At 65.3% G+C, this 14388-nt stretch carries 15 protein-coding genes; 11 read left to right on the forward strand and 4 right to left on the reverse strand.

Going from position 1 to position 14388, the window contains the following annotated elements:
* The first annotated feature begins 134 nt into the window (after window positions 1-134).
* The 8 genes from A5658_RS24130 to A5658_RS24165 are packed head-to-tail and all read left to right on the forward strand — an operon-like array spanning window position 135 to window position 7611.
* A complete protein-coding gene (locus tag A5658_RS24130; protein ID WP_369830562.1) occupies window positions 135-1271 on the forward strand; it encodes a polyprenyl synthetase family protein in 1137 nt (378 codons plus the stop codon).
* A complete protein-coding gene (crtI, locus tag A5658_RS24135) occupies window positions 1271-2800 on the forward strand; it encodes a phytoene desaturase family protein (RefSeq protein ID WP_067341246.1) in 1530 nt (509 codons plus the stop codon). Before A5658_RS24130 ends, crtI begins: the two co-directional genes overlap by 1 nt.
* Window positions 2797-3759 (forward strand): phytoene/squalene synthase family protein, encoded by a 963-nt coding sequence (locus tag A5658_RS24140; protein WP_067341254.1) that lies wholly within the window; start codon window positions 2797-2799, stop codon window positions 3757-3759. The genes crtI and A5658_RS24140 overlap by 4 nt, the downstream gene beginning before the upstream one ends.
* Window positions 3759-4079 carry a lycopene cyclase domain-containing protein gene (locus tag A5658_RS24145; protein WP_067341256.1) on the forward strand — a complete coding sequence of 107 codons (321 nt, stop codon included), beginning with the start codon at window positions 3759-3761 and terminating at the stop codon, window positions 4077-4079. Before A5658_RS24140 ends, A5658_RS24145 begins: the two co-directional genes overlap by 1 nt.
* The gene (locus A5658_RS24150) at window positions 4076-4387 is read left to right on the forward strand and encodes a lycopene cyclase domain-containing protein (RefSeq protein ID WP_067341258.1); all 312 of its coding nucleotides are present in this window, start codon (window positions 4076-4078) and stop codon (window positions 4385-4387) included. The genes A5658_RS24145 and A5658_RS24150 overlap by 4 nt, the downstream gene beginning before the upstream one ends.
* Window positions 4374-5099, forward strand: coding sequence for a trans-aconitate 2-methyltransferase (locus A5658_RS24155; RefSeq protein WP_067341260.1), 726 nt, complete (start codon window positions 4374-4376; stop codon window positions 5097-5099). The genes A5658_RS24150 and A5658_RS24155 overlap by 14 nt, the downstream gene beginning before the upstream one ends.
* A complete protein-coding gene (locus A5658_RS24160) occupies window positions 5096-6616 on the forward strand; it encodes an FAD-dependent oxidoreductase (RefSeq protein WP_067341264.1) in 1521 nt (506 codons plus the stop codon). The genes A5658_RS24155 and A5658_RS24160 overlap by 4 nt, the downstream gene beginning before the upstream one ends.
* On the forward strand, window positions 6613-7611 hold the full coding sequence (locus tag A5658_RS24165) for a DUF5914 domain-containing protein (protein WP_067341267.1): 999 nt from the start codon (window positions 6613-6615) through the stop codon (window positions 7609-7611). Before A5658_RS24160 ends, A5658_RS24165 begins: the two co-directional genes overlap by 4 nt.
* Here A5658_RS24165 and A5658_RS24170 read toward each other — a convergent pair.
* Together A5658_RS24170 and A5658_RS24175 are read right to left on the reverse strand one after the other, a co-directional pair.
* Window positions 7587-8285, reverse strand: a complete 699-nt coding sequence (locus A5658_RS24170) for a phosphodiesterase (protein WP_067341270.1) — start codon at window positions 8283-8285, stop codon at window positions 7587-7589. The genes A5658_RS24165 and A5658_RS24170 overlap by 25 nt on opposite strands.
* 23 nt (window positions 8286-8308) lie before the next feature.
* A complete protein-coding gene (locus tag A5658_RS24175; RefSeq protein ID WP_067341273.1) occupies window positions 8309-9664 on the reverse strand; it encodes a DUF2867 domain-containing protein in 1356 nt (451 codons plus the stop codon).
* Between the two features lie 459 nt (window positions 9665-10123).
* Here A5658_RS24175 and A5658_RS24180 point away from each other — a divergent pair, with 459 nt between their 5' ends.
* Window positions 10124-10609 (forward strand): MarR family winged helix-turn-helix transcriptional regulator, encoded by a 486-nt coding sequence (locus A5658_RS24180; RefSeq protein WP_067341276.1) that lies wholly within the window; start codon window positions 10124-10126, stop codon window positions 10607-10609.
* On the opposite strand, the gene fni is transcribed toward A5658_RS24180, so the two are convergent.
* Window positions 10596-11618 carry a type 2 isopentenyl-diphosphate Delta-isomerase gene (gene fni, locus A5658_RS24185; RefSeq protein WP_156751632.1) on the reverse strand — a complete coding sequence of 341 codons (1023 nt, stop codon included), beginning with the start codon at window positions 11616-11618 and terminating at the stop codon, window positions 10596-10598. The genes A5658_RS24180 and fni overlap by 14 nt on opposite strands.
* A gap of 108 nt (window positions 11619-11726) precedes the next feature.
* On the opposite strand from fni, the gene A5658_RS24190 reads away from it, so the two are divergent.
* Window positions 11727-12206, forward strand: a complete 480-nt coding sequence (locus A5658_RS24190; protein ID WP_067341283.1) for a TspO/MBR family protein — start codon at window positions 11727-11729, stop codon at window positions 12204-12206.
* The gene (locus A5658_RS24195; protein ID WP_067341286.1) at window positions 12206-13546 is read left to right on the forward strand and encodes a deoxyribodipyrimidine photo-lyase; all 1341 of its coding nucleotides are present in this window, start codon (window positions 12206-12208) and stop codon (window positions 13544-13546) included. Before A5658_RS24190 ends, A5658_RS24195 begins: the two co-directional genes overlap by 1 nt.
* On the opposite strand, the gene A5658_RS24200 is transcribed toward A5658_RS24195, so the two are convergent.
* Window positions 13543-14280, reverse strand: coding sequence for an acyltransferase (locus A5658_RS24200; protein WP_067341290.1), 738 nt, complete (start codon window positions 14278-14280; stop codon window positions 13543-13545). The two genes, A5658_RS24195 and A5658_RS24200, sit on opposite strands and share 4 nt — an antisense overlap.
* Window positions 14281-14388: the final 108 nt, after the last annotated feature.

Genomic DNA, 14388 nt, shown 5'->3' on the forward strand with positions numbered 1-14388 from the left:
GTTCAGTAAGTTAACGTTTAATATTCTGAAGTGAACCTGGCGGGACGCCCTCGCATGTTTGCCTTCCTCGCCCGGGAGGTATGCGCCGAGGGATGCCAGCTTGGTCGTCACCCGATCGTTCGAGAGGGGCCTAAGTGGGCGAGGTGCGTGCACTCTCATCGGCACCATCGGCGACGCCTGTTGAGCCGGATCAGCAAACGTGGTCAGATCCGGCGCAGTTCGAGCCGTGGCGAATCGAGTTGCGCCGCAAGGTCCTCTTCCACCTCAACGATTTCGTTGCCGGACGATGCACGGCGGAACTTTCCGAGTCAGGCGTGGAAGTGGCCGACGACATCCTGCTGAACTTCGTCGCGGGCGGGAAGTGCCTGCGCTCGACGTTTATGTACCTCGGCTGGCTCGCGGGTTCCCCGGACAGCGACGAAGCGCTGTTCGCTTCCGCAGGACTGGAGTTGCTTCACGCGTTCGCGCTGCTGCAGGACGATGTTATGGACGCCGCCTCGTCGCGCCGCGGGCGCCCGGCCGCGCACATCCAATTCAGCCAGTGGCACCGGACTCAGAAACTGTCCGGACCTGCGGAACGGTTCGGTGAATCGGCGGCGATCCTGCTTGGCGATCTCTGCCTGATCTGGGCCGAGCAGATGCTGCGGGAAAGCGGTGTGGAGTATCGCAGCCTGCAGCGGGCCTGGCCGCTCTACGATGCGATGCGCACAGAACTCGCCGTCGGCCAATTCGCCGATCTGACAATCGATGTCCGCGATCTACCGTCGATGGACACGGTTCTGGACGTGGCACGCCGCAAATCCGGCAACTACACCGTGCGCCGGCCATTGGAGCTCGGCGCTGCCATGAGCGGCTGTAGCGATCGCACCATCTCCGGCCTCGGCCGCTACGGCGAAATGGTCGGTGAGGCGTTTCAATTGCGCGACGACTTGTTGGGCGTGTTTGGCGCGTCGTCGGTCACCGGCAAGCCAGACGCCCAAGACCTGATCGAGCGGAAGGCCACCAGCGTCGTCATTGCCGCACACGACCTCGCCGATCCGGCCACCCGCCGCCAGCTCGCGGAGCTGATGAACAGCGGTGACCTCGACGAGGCTGCCATCGAACGCTGGCGAGCCCTGATCGTCGGGACCGGCGCCGTGGAGTGGATCGAAGACATCATCGACCAACGGGTCTCGGCGGCGCTCAGCGCAATCGACCAGCTTCGGATCAACGGGTCGGTGCGCGCCGGCTTGGCCAACATGGCCGCCGTGTGCACGGAACGAACCGAATAATGCGCAGCGTCCAGGGCCCCACCAACCGTGTTGTCGTCGTCGGCGCCGGGCTGGCGGGACTGACCGCCGCCTTGCACCTGGCCGGGCGCGGTCGCGAGGTCACGGTCGTCGAGCGCGAGCGCTGGCCCGGCGGGCGTGCCGGTCGTGTCGACATTCACGGCTATCAAATCGACACCGGGCCCACGGTGCTCACCATGCCCGAGATCATCGACGAAGCGTTTGCCGCCGTCGGCGAAAACCGTTCGGAACGGCTGCATTTGATGCCGCTCCATCCGGCGTATCGCGCGCAGTTCTCCGACGGCAGCAGCATCGATGTGCACAGCGACGCGGATGTGATGGCCGAGACCATCGCAGCATTTGCCGGCGCCAAACAGGCCGAGGGTTATCGGAAGCTGCGCGACTGGCTGACGCGGCTGTATCGGGCCGAGTTCAATGGTTTCATCGCCGAGAACTTCGATTCGCCTCTGTCACTGGTGAATCCACAGCTGGCACGATTGACGGCGTTGGGCGGATTCCGCAAGTGGGACACCATGGTCGGACGCTACATCTCCGACCCGCGACTGCGTCGCGTGTTCACGTTCCAATCGCTGTACGCCGGAGTCGCGCCACGAAAGGCGCTGGCGGTCTACGCGGTGATCGCCTACATGGACACCATCTCCGGGGTGTGGTTCCCGCGTGGCGGAGTGCGGGCACTGCCCGATGCGCTGGCCGCCGCGGCCGAACACGCCGGCGTGCGGTTCGTCTACAGCGCGACGGTTACGGGGTTGGAGCGCGACGGCAGTCGCGTGTCAGCAATTCTCACCGACACCGGTGAACGTCTCGCCTGCGACGCCGCGGTGTTGACCACTGAACTCCCCGCCACCTACGCGTTGCTGGATCGCACACCACGGCGCATCGGTGGCCTGCGGCCGGCACCCTCGGCCGTCGTCGCGCACATCGGCCGGCGGCAGGCGGACCCGGCGAATCATTCACTGGCACACCACAACATCATTTTCGGCGAGGCATGGAACCAGACGTTCACCGACATCATCCGACACGGCCGGTTGATGCGTGACCCGTCATTGCTCGTCACCCGCCCGACAGCCAGCGACCCGAGCCTGGCCCCGCCGGGCCATGAGTTGTTCTATGTGCTCGCGCCCGCGCCGAACCTCCACCGCGGCGTGGTCGACTGGTCGCAGCTGGGTAACAGCTACACCGAACAGCTCATCGATACCGTTGGCGCACGGCTGATTCCACGATTCCGCGACGGCGCCGAAGTGCTTCATGTCGTCAACCCCCAGGACTGGGCAGCCCAGGGGATGATCGCCGGCACGCCGTTCGCACTGGCCCACACGTTCGCCCAGACGGGACCCTTCCGCCCGGCGAACACGGTGCGGGGCATCGACAACGCGGTGCTCGCCGGATCGTCGACGGTGCCGGGCGTCGGCGTGCCGACCGCGATGATCTCGGGCCGACTGGCGGCCGATCGGATCACCGGTCCCGCTGAAGAATCGAAACGAAGCATCATCGCGAAAGCCGCCCGGTCATGATCCGCACCGAACTCAGCGCCGCCGGCATCAACGATCCGGAGCTGCGTGAGGCATACCAGCGCTGCCGCGCACTCAACGCCGCGCACGGCCGCACGTTCTTTCTCGCCACCCGACTACTCGCGCCGGATCAGCGACCGCCGATTCACGCGCTCTACGGCTTCGCGCGCTACGCCGACGACATTCTCGACGACGTCGATCCGTCTTTGGACACCCCGACCCGGGCCGCGCGCCTGCAACGACTGTCCGACGACTTCTTCTCCGCCGATACCCACTCGAGCAACCCGGTGCTGACCGCGGTCCGGCACACCGCACGGCGCTACGCCATCGGCGACGAGTTGTTCGACGACTTCCTGACGTCCATGCGGATGGACCTGACAATCACCGACTATCCCGACCGCGCGGCTCTCAACCTGTATATGAAGGGGTCCGCGGAAGCGATTGGCCGCCAAGTACTTCCGATCCTTGGCACCATCGGCCCCGCAGAGGAGGCCGAACCGCATGCGGCGGCCCTCGGCAGGGCGTTCCAACTGACGAACTTCCTCAGAGATATCGATGAAGACCTGGCGCGCGGGCGCGTGTACCTGCCGGCCGACGAGTTGGCCTCCTACGACGTCGATCGTGAGCTGCTGATGTGGTGCCACACCCATCGCACGACCGAGCGACGGGTGCGGTCTGCTCTGGCCGATCAACACGACATCGCCCGCGGCGTCTACCGCTATGCCGCCGACGGTATCCCGATGCTGGAGCCGAGGTCTCAGCCGTGCGTCGCGACCGCTCTCACGCTGTACGCCGAAATTCTCGACCGTATCGAAGACAGCGACTTCGCGGTGTTCAGTCGGCGCGCGACCGTGGGGAACGGGCGACGGCTGCGGGTCGCCGGCGCTGGTCTGATCCGCTCGTGGCGGGCTAGACGGACTTACCCGGTCATATCCGATGCGCGCAGATCTGGTGCCGCGTAATGGATCACTGGCAGTATCTGACTGTGCTCGGCGCCTGCATGGCGATCACCTTGCCGCTGGAGATTTTTCGACCCGGCGTATACCGCCAGGCGTGGCGGACGGCGCGCGCCGTGCTGCCGGTTGCTGCCGTGTTCATCTTGTGGGACGAGCTCGCGATCGCCGTCCACATCTGGCATTACAACCCGGCCTACGTCACCGGTGTGCGCATCCCGTTCCACATGCCGATCGAAGAGGTCGTGTTCTTCCTGGTGATTCCGTTGTGCGCCCTGCTGACCTACAACGCCGTGAGCGCCATCCTGCGAATGGTCAACCGACGATGACGGGTCTCGGCTACACCGTGCCCGCCGTCGCGTCGGTGGGGGCCGTCCTCGTGCTCGAGTCGATGGCTTTGCGCACCGGCCTTTTTCGACGGCCGGCGTACTGGCTGTCGATGGTGATCGTGATCGGGTTTCAGATCTTGACCGACGGCTGGCTCACCAAGTTGAGCGCCCCGATCGTGATCTACGACGACCGGCAGACCAGCGGTATCCGGTTCCCTTTCGACATCCCGATCGAAGACTTCCTGTTCGGCTTCGCCTTGGTCACCGCCGTACTGCTGCTGTGGGAGCGACAACGTGAACGTGAGTAACAACGGTCTGCCCCGTGCTGACGTGCCGGCCGCGTTCGACCTCGGCGCCGCCGCATACGATCGACTAGTCGGCGCCAGCCCCGGATACCATGCGCACCTTCACCTTTCGGCGCAACGGCTGCGACTCCCCGATCAGGGCCGCGGGTTGCGGTTACTCGACGCAGGGTGCGGCACCGGCGCCTCGACGGCCGCATTACTCCGCGTCGCCCCGCGCGCCGACATCGTCGCGATCGACGCGTCGAAGGGCATGCTCGACGAAGCGAAGAACAAGTCGTGGCCACCATCCGTCCAATTTGTGCATACGCCCGTGGAGACTCTCGCCGAGAACGGGGTGGTCGGACCGTTCGACGGAATCCTGGCCGCGTATCTGGTTCGCAACCTGGCCGATCCTGACACCCAACTACGCGCACTGCGCGACCTACTGGCCCCCGGTGCCACCCTGGCGGTGCACGACTACTCGGTTCGCGACTCCCGCCTCGCCGTCGCGGTGTGGAACGCGGTGTGCTGGGGCATCATCATCCCGCTCGGCTGGCGAAGAACCCGTGACACGACGCTGTACCGGCACCTGTGGCGCAGCGTGCTGACGTTCGACGGCGCAGCACAATTGCGGCGACGGATGCGTGACGCGGGCTTCGTCGCGGTGCACAGCGAGACCATGCCCGGGTGGGAGACCAACATCGCGCATACGTTCCTGGGGGACGCACCCTCGTGACCGATCGACGCCGCTGCACGTTCCCCGCACCGCAGGGCCTACCCAGCGCCATAGCGCTGTCTTCGCGACCACAGGCCGTCGTCGTCGGCGCCGGTATCGCAGGGCTTGCCGCCGCAACGGGTCTGGCCGAGCGTGGCATCGGCGTCGACGTCATCGAACGCGAGGAGTATCTCGGTGGGCGCGTGGGCGCCTGGACCGAGCAAGTCGACGGCGTCGAGCTCGCGATGAACCGGGGCTTCCACGCTTTCTTCCGGCAGTACTACAACTTGCGGGCACTGCTGGGACGCATCGACCCGGGGTTGTCGATGCTGACCTCGGTCGACGACTACCCGCTGGTCGATGGCTCTGGCCGCAAGGACACCTTTCGGGGTCTCCCCCGCACCCCGCCCTGGAACGCGCTCGTATTCGCTTTACGCAGCCCTACTTTTCGGCTCACCGATCTGCTGAAGATCGACGCGCGCGCCGCGGCACCGCTGGCCGCGGTATCGCTGCCGAAGATCTTCGACCGCCTCGATCACGTCGACGCCGAGACGTTCCTTAAGAGCATCAACTTTCCCGAGGCCGCTCGGCATCTGGCCTTCGAGGTCTTCTCTCGCAGCTTCTTCGCCAGCCCTGCGGAGCTGTCCGCCGCCGAGTTGGCCACGATGTTCCACATCTATTTCCTCGGCTCCAGCGAGGGTCTGATCTTCGACGTCGCCAACTCCAACTTCGACACCGCGCTGTGGGAGCCGCTGCGGCAGTATCTTCTTGGCCTGGGAGTCCGCTTTCACCAAGGCATTTCGGTCTCGAGCGTCAGCAACAGCGAGCGCCGGACTTTCCGCGTCCACACTGACACCGGCGACCGATTGGAGGCCGATGCCGTCGTGCTGGCCACCGACATCGCCGGACTGCAGCGGATCGTCGAGGCATCGCCAGGCCTCGGCGACGACCTGTGGCGGGTCCGTGTCAAGCGGCTGCGCACCGCGCCGCCGTTCGTCGTGCAACGGCTGTGGCTCGACAGCCCCGTCGCCTCAGGCCGGGCCGCCTTCCTGGGAACTTCCGGCCGCGAACCGGTCGACAACATCAGCGTGCTGGACCGCTACGAGCGTCAAGCTACCGACTGGGCTCGGCGCTCAGGTGGATCCGTGGTCGAATTGCATTCGTACGCAGTGCAATCCCCACAATCGAGCGATGCGATGATTCGTCAACTGCGCGCGCTCTACCCGGAGACCCGCAGCGCGCGAATCGTCCACCAACGAACGCTGCGGCACCACGACTGCCCGCTCTTCGCGCCGGGAGCCTACGCGTACCGACCCGGTGTAGTGACCCCGCACCCGGGGTTGATGCTGGCCGGCGACGCAGTGCGCATCGACTTGCCGGTGGCACTGATGGAGCGGGCGGCCACTACCGGCTGGACGGCCGCCAACGAGATACTGCAGCGATGGGGGCTGGCCGGCCACGAATTGTCCACGGTTCCCACCCGCGGCCGCTCGGCACTGCGCTATCTCGCCGACCGAGACAGGCTTTCGCACCGATGAAGATCCCCGATACCGTACGCATCCGCTGGCCGAAAGACTGGCCGCTGCAACCGATCCCGCCGGGGAGTTGGGCGGGTCAGCATCCGACCTATCGTGACGCGTCGCCGGCGGTCATTCAGGCCGCGCTGGACCGGTCGCAGCGCCGCCCGACAGGAAACTGGTACGTGTTCGCCGCAAGTCGGGATGTACGCACTCGGAAACCGTTGGGAATCAACGTCGCCGGTGTCGAGTTGGTCGCGTGGCGCGATCAGCAATCCCGCCTGTGCGTGGGCCCCCGCGCGTGCCCGCACCTCGGGGCCGACCTGGCGACGGCCAAAGTCCACAACGGCGAGCTGATCTGCCGATGGCACGGGCTCTGCCTCGGCGGCGACACAGACGAATACCGTTGGAGGCTGCTGCCCAGCTGCGACGACGGCGTGCTGGCGTGGGTCCGGCTCGACTCGGTCGGCGGCGAGGAACCGCTCGATCAGCCGGTGGTCCCGGTTCGGCCGAACGGCGGCACGCTGGACGCCGTCGCGACAATGGTCGGCACCTGCGAACCATCCGACATCATCGCCAACCGGCTCGATCCCTGGCATGGGGCCTGGTATCACCCGTACTCGTTCACACAACTCGAAGTGCTGAGCACCCCTACCGAAGAGGTGGACACTTTCCTCGTCGCGGTGACGTTCCGGATCGGCCGCGTCGGTGTACCGACGGTGGCTGAATTCAGCTGCCCGGAGGCGCGGACCATCGTGATGCGCATCGTGGACGGCGAGGGCGTGGGCAGCGTGGTCGAAACTCACGCCACCCCAGTCGGTTTGGGCCCTGACAAGCTACCCCGAACGGCGGTGATCGAGGCGACCGTCGCGCATTCCGAGCGGACCGGTTTCCGGCGGGCACTCTCCGCTGCCCCGTTGATCACACCGCTCATGCGTGTTGCCGCCGCCCGGCTGTGGAAGGACGACCTCGCCTACGCCGAGCGTCGCTATCAGTTCCGGAGTGGTGGGGCGTGATCGTTGGCTCTGCCTTCTCGACTCTGGGCATAGGCATACGCCCGCAGGTTCGCCAGCCAACGCGGGTACATCTCGACTCCGGGGGCCGTGTGTAACACCGGGTCGAAAGACACGTCGCGGCCCGGCGCCGGTTTCGTCAGTGTCACGCGGGCCAGCGGTTGAAATGGCGAGGTCGCCGTGGCCTGGTCCACGTCGATTGCGATCTCGCCTTGCTCAAGGGCGCTGCGGATGCTGTCCAGCTGCAGTCCTGAGCCGTCGATCTCCGTCGTGATGCGAGCCCGCAGCCACCAGTTGGTGTCGCGATAGCGCAGTGGGGCGAGGCTTGTCATCGAACTGCCGGACCACGACGTGACCGGACGAAGCCCAACCGACCGAACGATCGGACCCGGCACGGCCGAAGCCAACAGGACGTCCCAATCCGAACCTGCCGACGAATCTCCACTCGAGAGAACGCGAAACGCCAAGCCAATGGCGTCGGGTAGCCCACCGGGCATCCCCGCTGCCTTCGACACCCGCGCCAGGATCGTCGCCGACGGCAGCGGCAAGCCGACGCCGGCCGTTGCCAGCCGCTCGATCACACCTTCCGCCACCACGCCGTTGGGGTGGAATACTCGTCGGCGCCGAAGCGCCGATCCCCACCGGAACGGCACACTGACGAGTTCCATCACGCTCATGCGGGCCGCATTCCCGCTTGGGTCTAACCGGAAACTGTATGGCCGGCCCGTCGACCCGCTTTCGCCGTGATGTCACGGGCGATCCCGGCGACTATCGCTTCGCGTAGCGGCTTCGTCGCGACCCAAAACGCTTCGCCGGCAAGACCGCGCGGCTGGAACACCAGCCGCTGCCGGTAGCGCGACCGACCGCCCCCGTCGTCGCCCTCAACCGACAGCTCGAGCCACAGTCGGCCCGGCAGCGGGACATCCGCAAGCAGCCGCAGCCATCGGGGCCGATCGACATGCTCGACGCGCCACCGATCTCGCGCGCCTATCGACTCGAACACCTGCCACAGCGTCTCGGGGGTGGCGGCCACGCGACGCTCCGAGGTGTGCTCATGCAGCGGGCCGCCGGCCCAGTCCGGGTCGGTGGGAAGCGGACGAGACGGCGCGTCGTCGCGTCCCGGGCGTGACCAGCGCGTGCTCAGCGCGCTGTCGCCGGTCCGCTCCAGAGCCAATTCGACGGCGTCCTCGTAATGCGTCAAGCCATTCTCCGGGTCCGGTATGTAGTCGGCGATGTCGTGTTCGGTGCACACCACGTCGTTCTCCAACGACTCCATTAACGATGAGGCCAGCGATCGTGGCAGCGGGGTGATCAGATTTACCCAGTGCGACGAGAGCCACGGCGTCAGCACCGGCACCGGGATCGCAATACGCCGTCGCAGGCCGGCGATTGCGGCGTATTTCCGGATCATTTCGGTGTACGTGAAGGTGTCCGGACCGCCGATGTCGAAGGCGCGACTGACGTCGGGCGGAAGTTCAGCCGCCTTGGTCAGGTAGTACAGAACGTCGCGGACTGCGATCGGCTGCACCTGAGTGCGCAGCCATTTCGGCGTCACCATGACCGGCAGACGCTCGGTGAGATACCGCAGCATCTCGAAGCTGGCCGACCCCGCTCCGATAATGGCCGCCGCGCGAAGCTCTGCGGTCGGGACTCCGGAATCATGAAGCAGGCGGCCAACTTCGGCGCGCGATGCCAGATGGTCGGACAACTCCTGGTGCTCGGCGATGATGCCACCGACATAGACGATGCGCGTCAGACCCGCGTGGGCAGCGGCGTCCGCCACGATCGAGGCCCCGCGCGCGTCGACGTCGACGAAGTTCGCGCTCAGCATCGAGTGCACCAGATAGTAGAGAACCTGCTGTCCATCGAGGGCGTGCCGCACTTTTTCGGCATCCGTGACGTCGCCCTCGACGACCTCGACATCCTTACGCCAGGGCACGTCGTCAAGCTTCGCGGGCGTGCGGGCCATCACTCTCACGTCGTGACCGGCGACCAGCAGTTCCGAAACCAGGCGTACTCCGAGATAACCGGTGGCTCCTAACACTACGCACCGCATCGCTCACTCCCTGCTTGCTCAGACGTTTGGTCGCGACGATCTCGGCCGCATGTTGCGTATACCCCAATTCGGACTCACATTTTCTTCATAATATTAATAGTTAATTAAGTTGTTGCATCTGCATTCCGCGGGCGGAGTCATCGGTGCATCGACGCGCGTACGGCGATGCTGGCCGCAAAGCGTGGTCACCGGCGATGTATCGGCGTCCACTGGAAAGCAAAATCAAAGGCGACACATCTCGACGCAGATTCCGGATCTCCGACACGGCGACAGAAACCACCACGACACCGGACGCGTCAACCCACCGCGAGTCGCTACGACATTGGGTAGGGTGCTGGCGTATCGTCGCTGGTCCGGCCGGTGTCGGATACGCTGGACCAACAATCGTTATAAGGATGTGGTCAGGTGACAAGGCGGGCCACGAACAACTCACCAGACAGGCCACAGCTGGAAAAGCTGATGTCGGCGGACATGCGGGCGGTGACGGCCCAATCGGACCGGGTTGGCCGCTACTTTGCGCGCCAGCACGACGTGAGCGGTAACGACTTCCACGCATTGCTGCATGTCATGGTCGCCGAAACGGCGGGAGCACCACTGACGATGGCTCAGCTCCGGCAGCGAATGGACGTCTCGCCGGCGGCAATCACGTACCTGGTGGACCGGATGATCGACGCGGGCCACATCAGGCGCGAATCGGATCCCGCGGACCGACGCAAAGCGCTGTTGCGCTATGAATCCAGCGGCATGGATGTGGCGCACGGATTCTTCGCCCCGCTCGGCGCGCACCTGCGCGCCGAGCTTGCCGAGCTACCCGACGCCGACCTCATGGCCGCGCACCGCGTTTTCACCGCGATGATCGCGGCGATGTCCAGGTTCGAAGACGACCTCGCGGTGCAGCAGAAGACGGCGTCTAACGCTCGCGACACCCCCGCTAGACCGGCGTGACGCCGACATGACGCAGAGCCAACAGATCCGCGGCACCGGCGCCGTGTAAGCAGATCCGCAGCTCCTCGATGAACAGTTGCAGCCAATCCACCACGGCCGCAGTCGATTCGATGGCCGCTGCCAGCAGCGGACGCGCGACGGCCACCACGTCCGCACCCAAGGCGAGTGCTTTCGCGGCGTCCATTCCGGTACGAATGCCACCGGAGGCGACCAGCGGGACGGTGGGCAGCGCCTCGCGTACCTCAAGAATCGCCCGCGCCGTGGGTATGCCCCAGTCGGCCAGATCGGGGAACCTCACCTCGCCATACCGGACGAGCTGCTCCACCCGTGACCATGACGTTCCGCCGGCGCCGGCAACGTCGATCCCGGCCACCGGCAATTCCGCAGACCCCGCCGTCAACTCGGTGATCGCCGAGGTGCCGATGCCATGACCGACCTCCTTGAGCAGGACCGGATATTCCAACGCACCGGCAACCTGACGCAGTCGGTCGAGCGATCCAGAGAAGTCGCCGTCACCGTCACGCTGGACGGCCTCCTGCAATGGATTGGTATGCACCGCAAGCGCATCCGCGCCGACGCGGTCGAGCGCGTTCGAAATATCCTCGATCGCAGCCACAGTCAATTGCGCGAGTCCGATATTGCCGAAGAGCAACACATCCGGTGCCACATCGCGAACGGTAAAGCTGGATGCGGCCTGCGCACCCAACGCGCTATCCAGCATGATTCGTTGCGAGCCGAGCATCATGCCGATACCCAATTGCTGTGCGGCCGCGGCGAGATTCTTGTTGATCGTCCCCGACAGTTCGGCACCGCCTGTCATTGCGCCGATCAGTATCGGGGCCTGCAGCGGTGCGCCCAAGAAGTGGGTGGACAGGTCGATGTGGTCGAGACTGGTCTGCGTCAGCGCGTTGTACGGAAGCCGATATCGCTCCAGCCCGGTCGTCAGACCGGTATACGTGACCCGCTCGTCAAGGCATACGTCTATGTGGCGTCGTTTGCGGAACGTCATCCCGTCGGAATCGCTTGGCACCGCGTCAGTTTATCGACACGGGCGTATTGCTTCAGTTGATTAATACTTAAGATACTGAAATACTTGTGGAAGTCGGAAGGATTCCAGATGAACAAGCAGACGCTGACCGCAACGACTCTCGCAGTCGGCGCAACCGCAGGTATCGGCAGCGTGGCCAGCCAGCCGCGGATCACCCGGTGGTACTCGCGGCTGAAGAAACCAAGCTACGTGCCGCCGAACGGGGTGTTTCCGGTCGCGTGGACCACGCTCTACGGCGATATCGCAGTAACTTCCGCAATCGCCATCGACCGTCTACGGGCTGCCGGCCGTCACGACGAGGCCCGCAACTACACCGTGGCGCTGACCGCCAATCTGATCCTCAATGCCGGCTGGAGTTGGCTGTTCTTCAAATACCGAAAGCTTGGCGCCGCAGCGGTCGGCGCGGCCGTATTGGCCACCAGCAGCGCCGATTTGGCCAGGCGGACGGCTGCTGCCGACCCGCGAGCAGGTGCCGCGTTGTTGCCGTATCCGCTGTGGTGCTCCTTCGCCACGTTGATGTCGGGGCACATTTGGGTACTTAATCGCTGATGCCTGCGCTGTTGTGGTTTCGTCGCGACCTGAGATTGCGTGATCTCCCACCACTGTTGCGCGCGGCCGCCGACAGCGACGAGGTGCTGGCGTGCTTCGTGCTCGACCCGAAGCTGGAAGCGTCGTCGGGCGGTCGGCGGATGCAGTTCTTATGCGATTCGCTGCGGCAGCTGCGCGACGACCTGGGTGGCCGGTTGTTGGTAACACGCGGCCGGGCAGAAGAGCGAATCCCTGCCCTGGTCAAGGAAATCGACGCGCCCTCGGTCCACGTCTCGGAGGACTTCTCACCGTACGGTCGACGACGCGACGAGCGCGTGCGCAAGATGCTGAATGACGTGCCACTGGTTACCACCGGGTCGCCGTACCTGGTGTCGCCCGGCCGGGTCACCAAGGACGACGGCGAGCCCTACAAAGTGTTCACGCCGTTTTTCGGCCGGTGGCGCGACATGGGCTGGCGGTCGCCGGCCCGCTCGAGCGCCAAGTCCGCGACGTGGGTCGATCCCACACAACTGGGCCGCAGCGCCAAACCGGTGGAGATCCCCGACCCCGGAGTCGAACTCGACCATCGGGCGGGCGAGGCCGCGGCGCGACGGCAGTGGAAAAAGTTCGTCGACTCGGGACTCGCGGACTACGGCGACGCCCGAAACCGACCGGACCTCGACGGCACGAGCCGGATGTCGGCGCATCTGAAATTCGGCACGATCCACCCGCGGACGATGGCCGTCGACTTGGACCACAGTTGCGGGGGTGCACGAGTGTACCTGCGAGAGCTGGCTTTTCGCGACTTCTACGCCGCTGTCCTGTATCACTGGCCCGAGAGCGTCTGGTGGAACTGGAACCACGCATTCGACACCATCGAAATCGACGACGGCACGGAAGCCGAGAAACGGTTCGAAGCCTGGAAAGCCGGCAGAACCGGGTTTCCGATCGTCGACGCCGGCATGCGCCAGTTGAGCGAGACCGGCTTCATGCCCAACCGGGTGCGGATGATCGTCTCCTCGTTCTTGGTGAAGGACCTGCACCTGCCATGGCAGTGGGGTGCTCGTTGGTTTCTCGACCAACTCGTCGACGGCGACATGGCCAGTAACCAGCACGGGTGGCAGTGGTCGGCGGGATGTGGCACCGATGCGGCCCCTTACTTCCGGGTGTTCAACCCTACTAGGCAGGCCGAAAAGTTCGATCCCTCAGGCGATTACGTCCGTCGCTGGGTCTCCGAACTCGGCGATGCCAACGACGTCACGTTGACCAAGGGCGATCGGCCGAGCGGCTATCCCGAACCCGTGGTCGATCACACCGCGGAACGCAGCGAAGCGCTGCGGCGCTACCAAGCGATGAACTAGCGAGCGGCCTTCTTGCGCTCGATATCGGCCAGCGCCGCAGCCAATTCCGCGCGCTGAGCCGCCGAGGTCTCCCACGCCAACTGGCGATTTTTGACCACCTTGGCCGGCGCCCCGACCGCGATCGAATAGTCCGGCACCTCGCCGCGGACCACGGCGTGTGATCCCAGCACACAGCCCCGCCCGATCGCAGTGCCGCGCAGCACCGTGACCTTCACCCCGACCCAGGTGTCGGGCCCGATCCGCACCGGGGACTTGACGATGCCCTGGTCCTTGATCGGCAGCGTGATGTCATCCATCCGGTGGTCGAAGTCGCAGACGTAGCACCAGTCGGCCATCAACACCGAGTCGCCGAGCTCGATGTCGAGGTAACAGTTGATCACGTTGTCGCGGCCGAGGACGACCTTGTCGCCGAATCGCAGCGAGCCCTCGTGGGCGCGAATGGTGTTCTTGTCGCCGATGTGGACCCAGCGCCCGATTTCCAGCTGCGCGAGCTCGGGAGTCGCGTGGATCTCGACGCCCTTGCCGATGAACACCATGCCGCGGGTAATTATGTGGGGGTTGGCCAGCTTGAATTTCAGTAGCCGGTAATAACGCACCAGGTACCACGGAGTGTAGGCGCGATTACGCAGCACCCACCTCAGCGAGGCCAATGTCAGGAACTTGGCTTGCCGTGGGTCGCGAAGATTCGAGCCCCGCCAGCGGCGGTGAATCGGGGCTCCCCACATGCTCGTCATGTCCCGAAAGCCTAGTCCGGCGACGGTGCGCGCCAGGCAATAGGCCCCACCTGAGCTGGCACAGGTTACCCTCGGCTGTACTCGATATCTGCTGATGGCCACCGTGCC

The organism is Mycobacterium sp. 1245111.1 (genome assembly GCF_001673405.1).
Classification (GTDB): domain Bacteria; phylum Actinomycetota; class Actinomycetes; order Mycobacteriales; family Mycobacteriaceae; genus Mycobacterium.

Bases quoted from the DNA above. Each gene is read 5' to 3' on its own strand.
- crtI (WP_067341246.1), top strand. From the start codon at position 1,271: ATGCGCAGCGTCCAGGGCCCCACCAACCGTGTTGTCGTCGTCGGCGCC.
- A5658_RS24140 (WP_067341254.1), top strand. From the start codon at position 2,797: ATGATCCGCACCGAACTCAGCGCCGCCGGCATCAACGATCCGGAGCTG.
- A5658_RS24145 (WP_067341256.1), top strand. From the start codon at position 3,759: ATGGATCACTGGCAGTATCTGACTGTGCTCGGCGCCTGCATGGCGATC.
- A5658_RS24150 (WP_067341258.1), top strand. From the start codon at position 4,076: ATGACGGGTCTCGGCTACACCGTGCCCGCCGTCGCGTCGGTGGGGGCC.
- A5658_RS24165 (WP_067341267.1), top strand. From the start codon at position 6,613: ATGAAGATCCCCGATACCGTACGCATCCGCTGGCCGAAAGACTGGCCG.
- A5658_RS24170 (WP_067341270.1), bottom strand. From the start codon at position 8,285: ATGAGCGTGATGGAACTCGTCAGTGTGCCGTTCCGGTGGGGATCGGCG.
- A5658_RS24175 (WP_067341273.1), bottom strand. From the start codon at position 9,664: ATGCGGTGCGTAGTGTTAGGAGCCACCGGTTATCTCGGAGTACGCCTG.
- A5658_RS24180 (WP_067341276.1), top strand. From the start codon at position 10,124: ATGTCGGCGGACATGCGGGCGGTGACGGCCCAATCGGACCGGGTTGGC.
- fni (WP_156751632.1), bottom strand. From the start codon at position 11,618: ATGACGTTCCGCAAACGACGCCACATAGACGTATGCCTTGACGAGCGG.
- A5658_RS24190 (WP_067341283.1), top strand. From the start codon at position 11,727: ATGAACAAGCAGACGCTGACCGCAACGACTCTCGCAGTCGGCGCAACC.
- A5658_RS24195 (WP_067341286.1), top strand. From the start codon at position 12,206: ATGCCTGCGCTGTTGTGGTTTCGTCGCGACCTGAGATTGCGTGATCTC.
- A5658_RS24200 (WP_067341290.1), bottom strand. From the start codon at position 14,280: ATGACGAGCATGTGGGGAGCCCCGATTCACCGCCGCTGGCGGGGCTCG.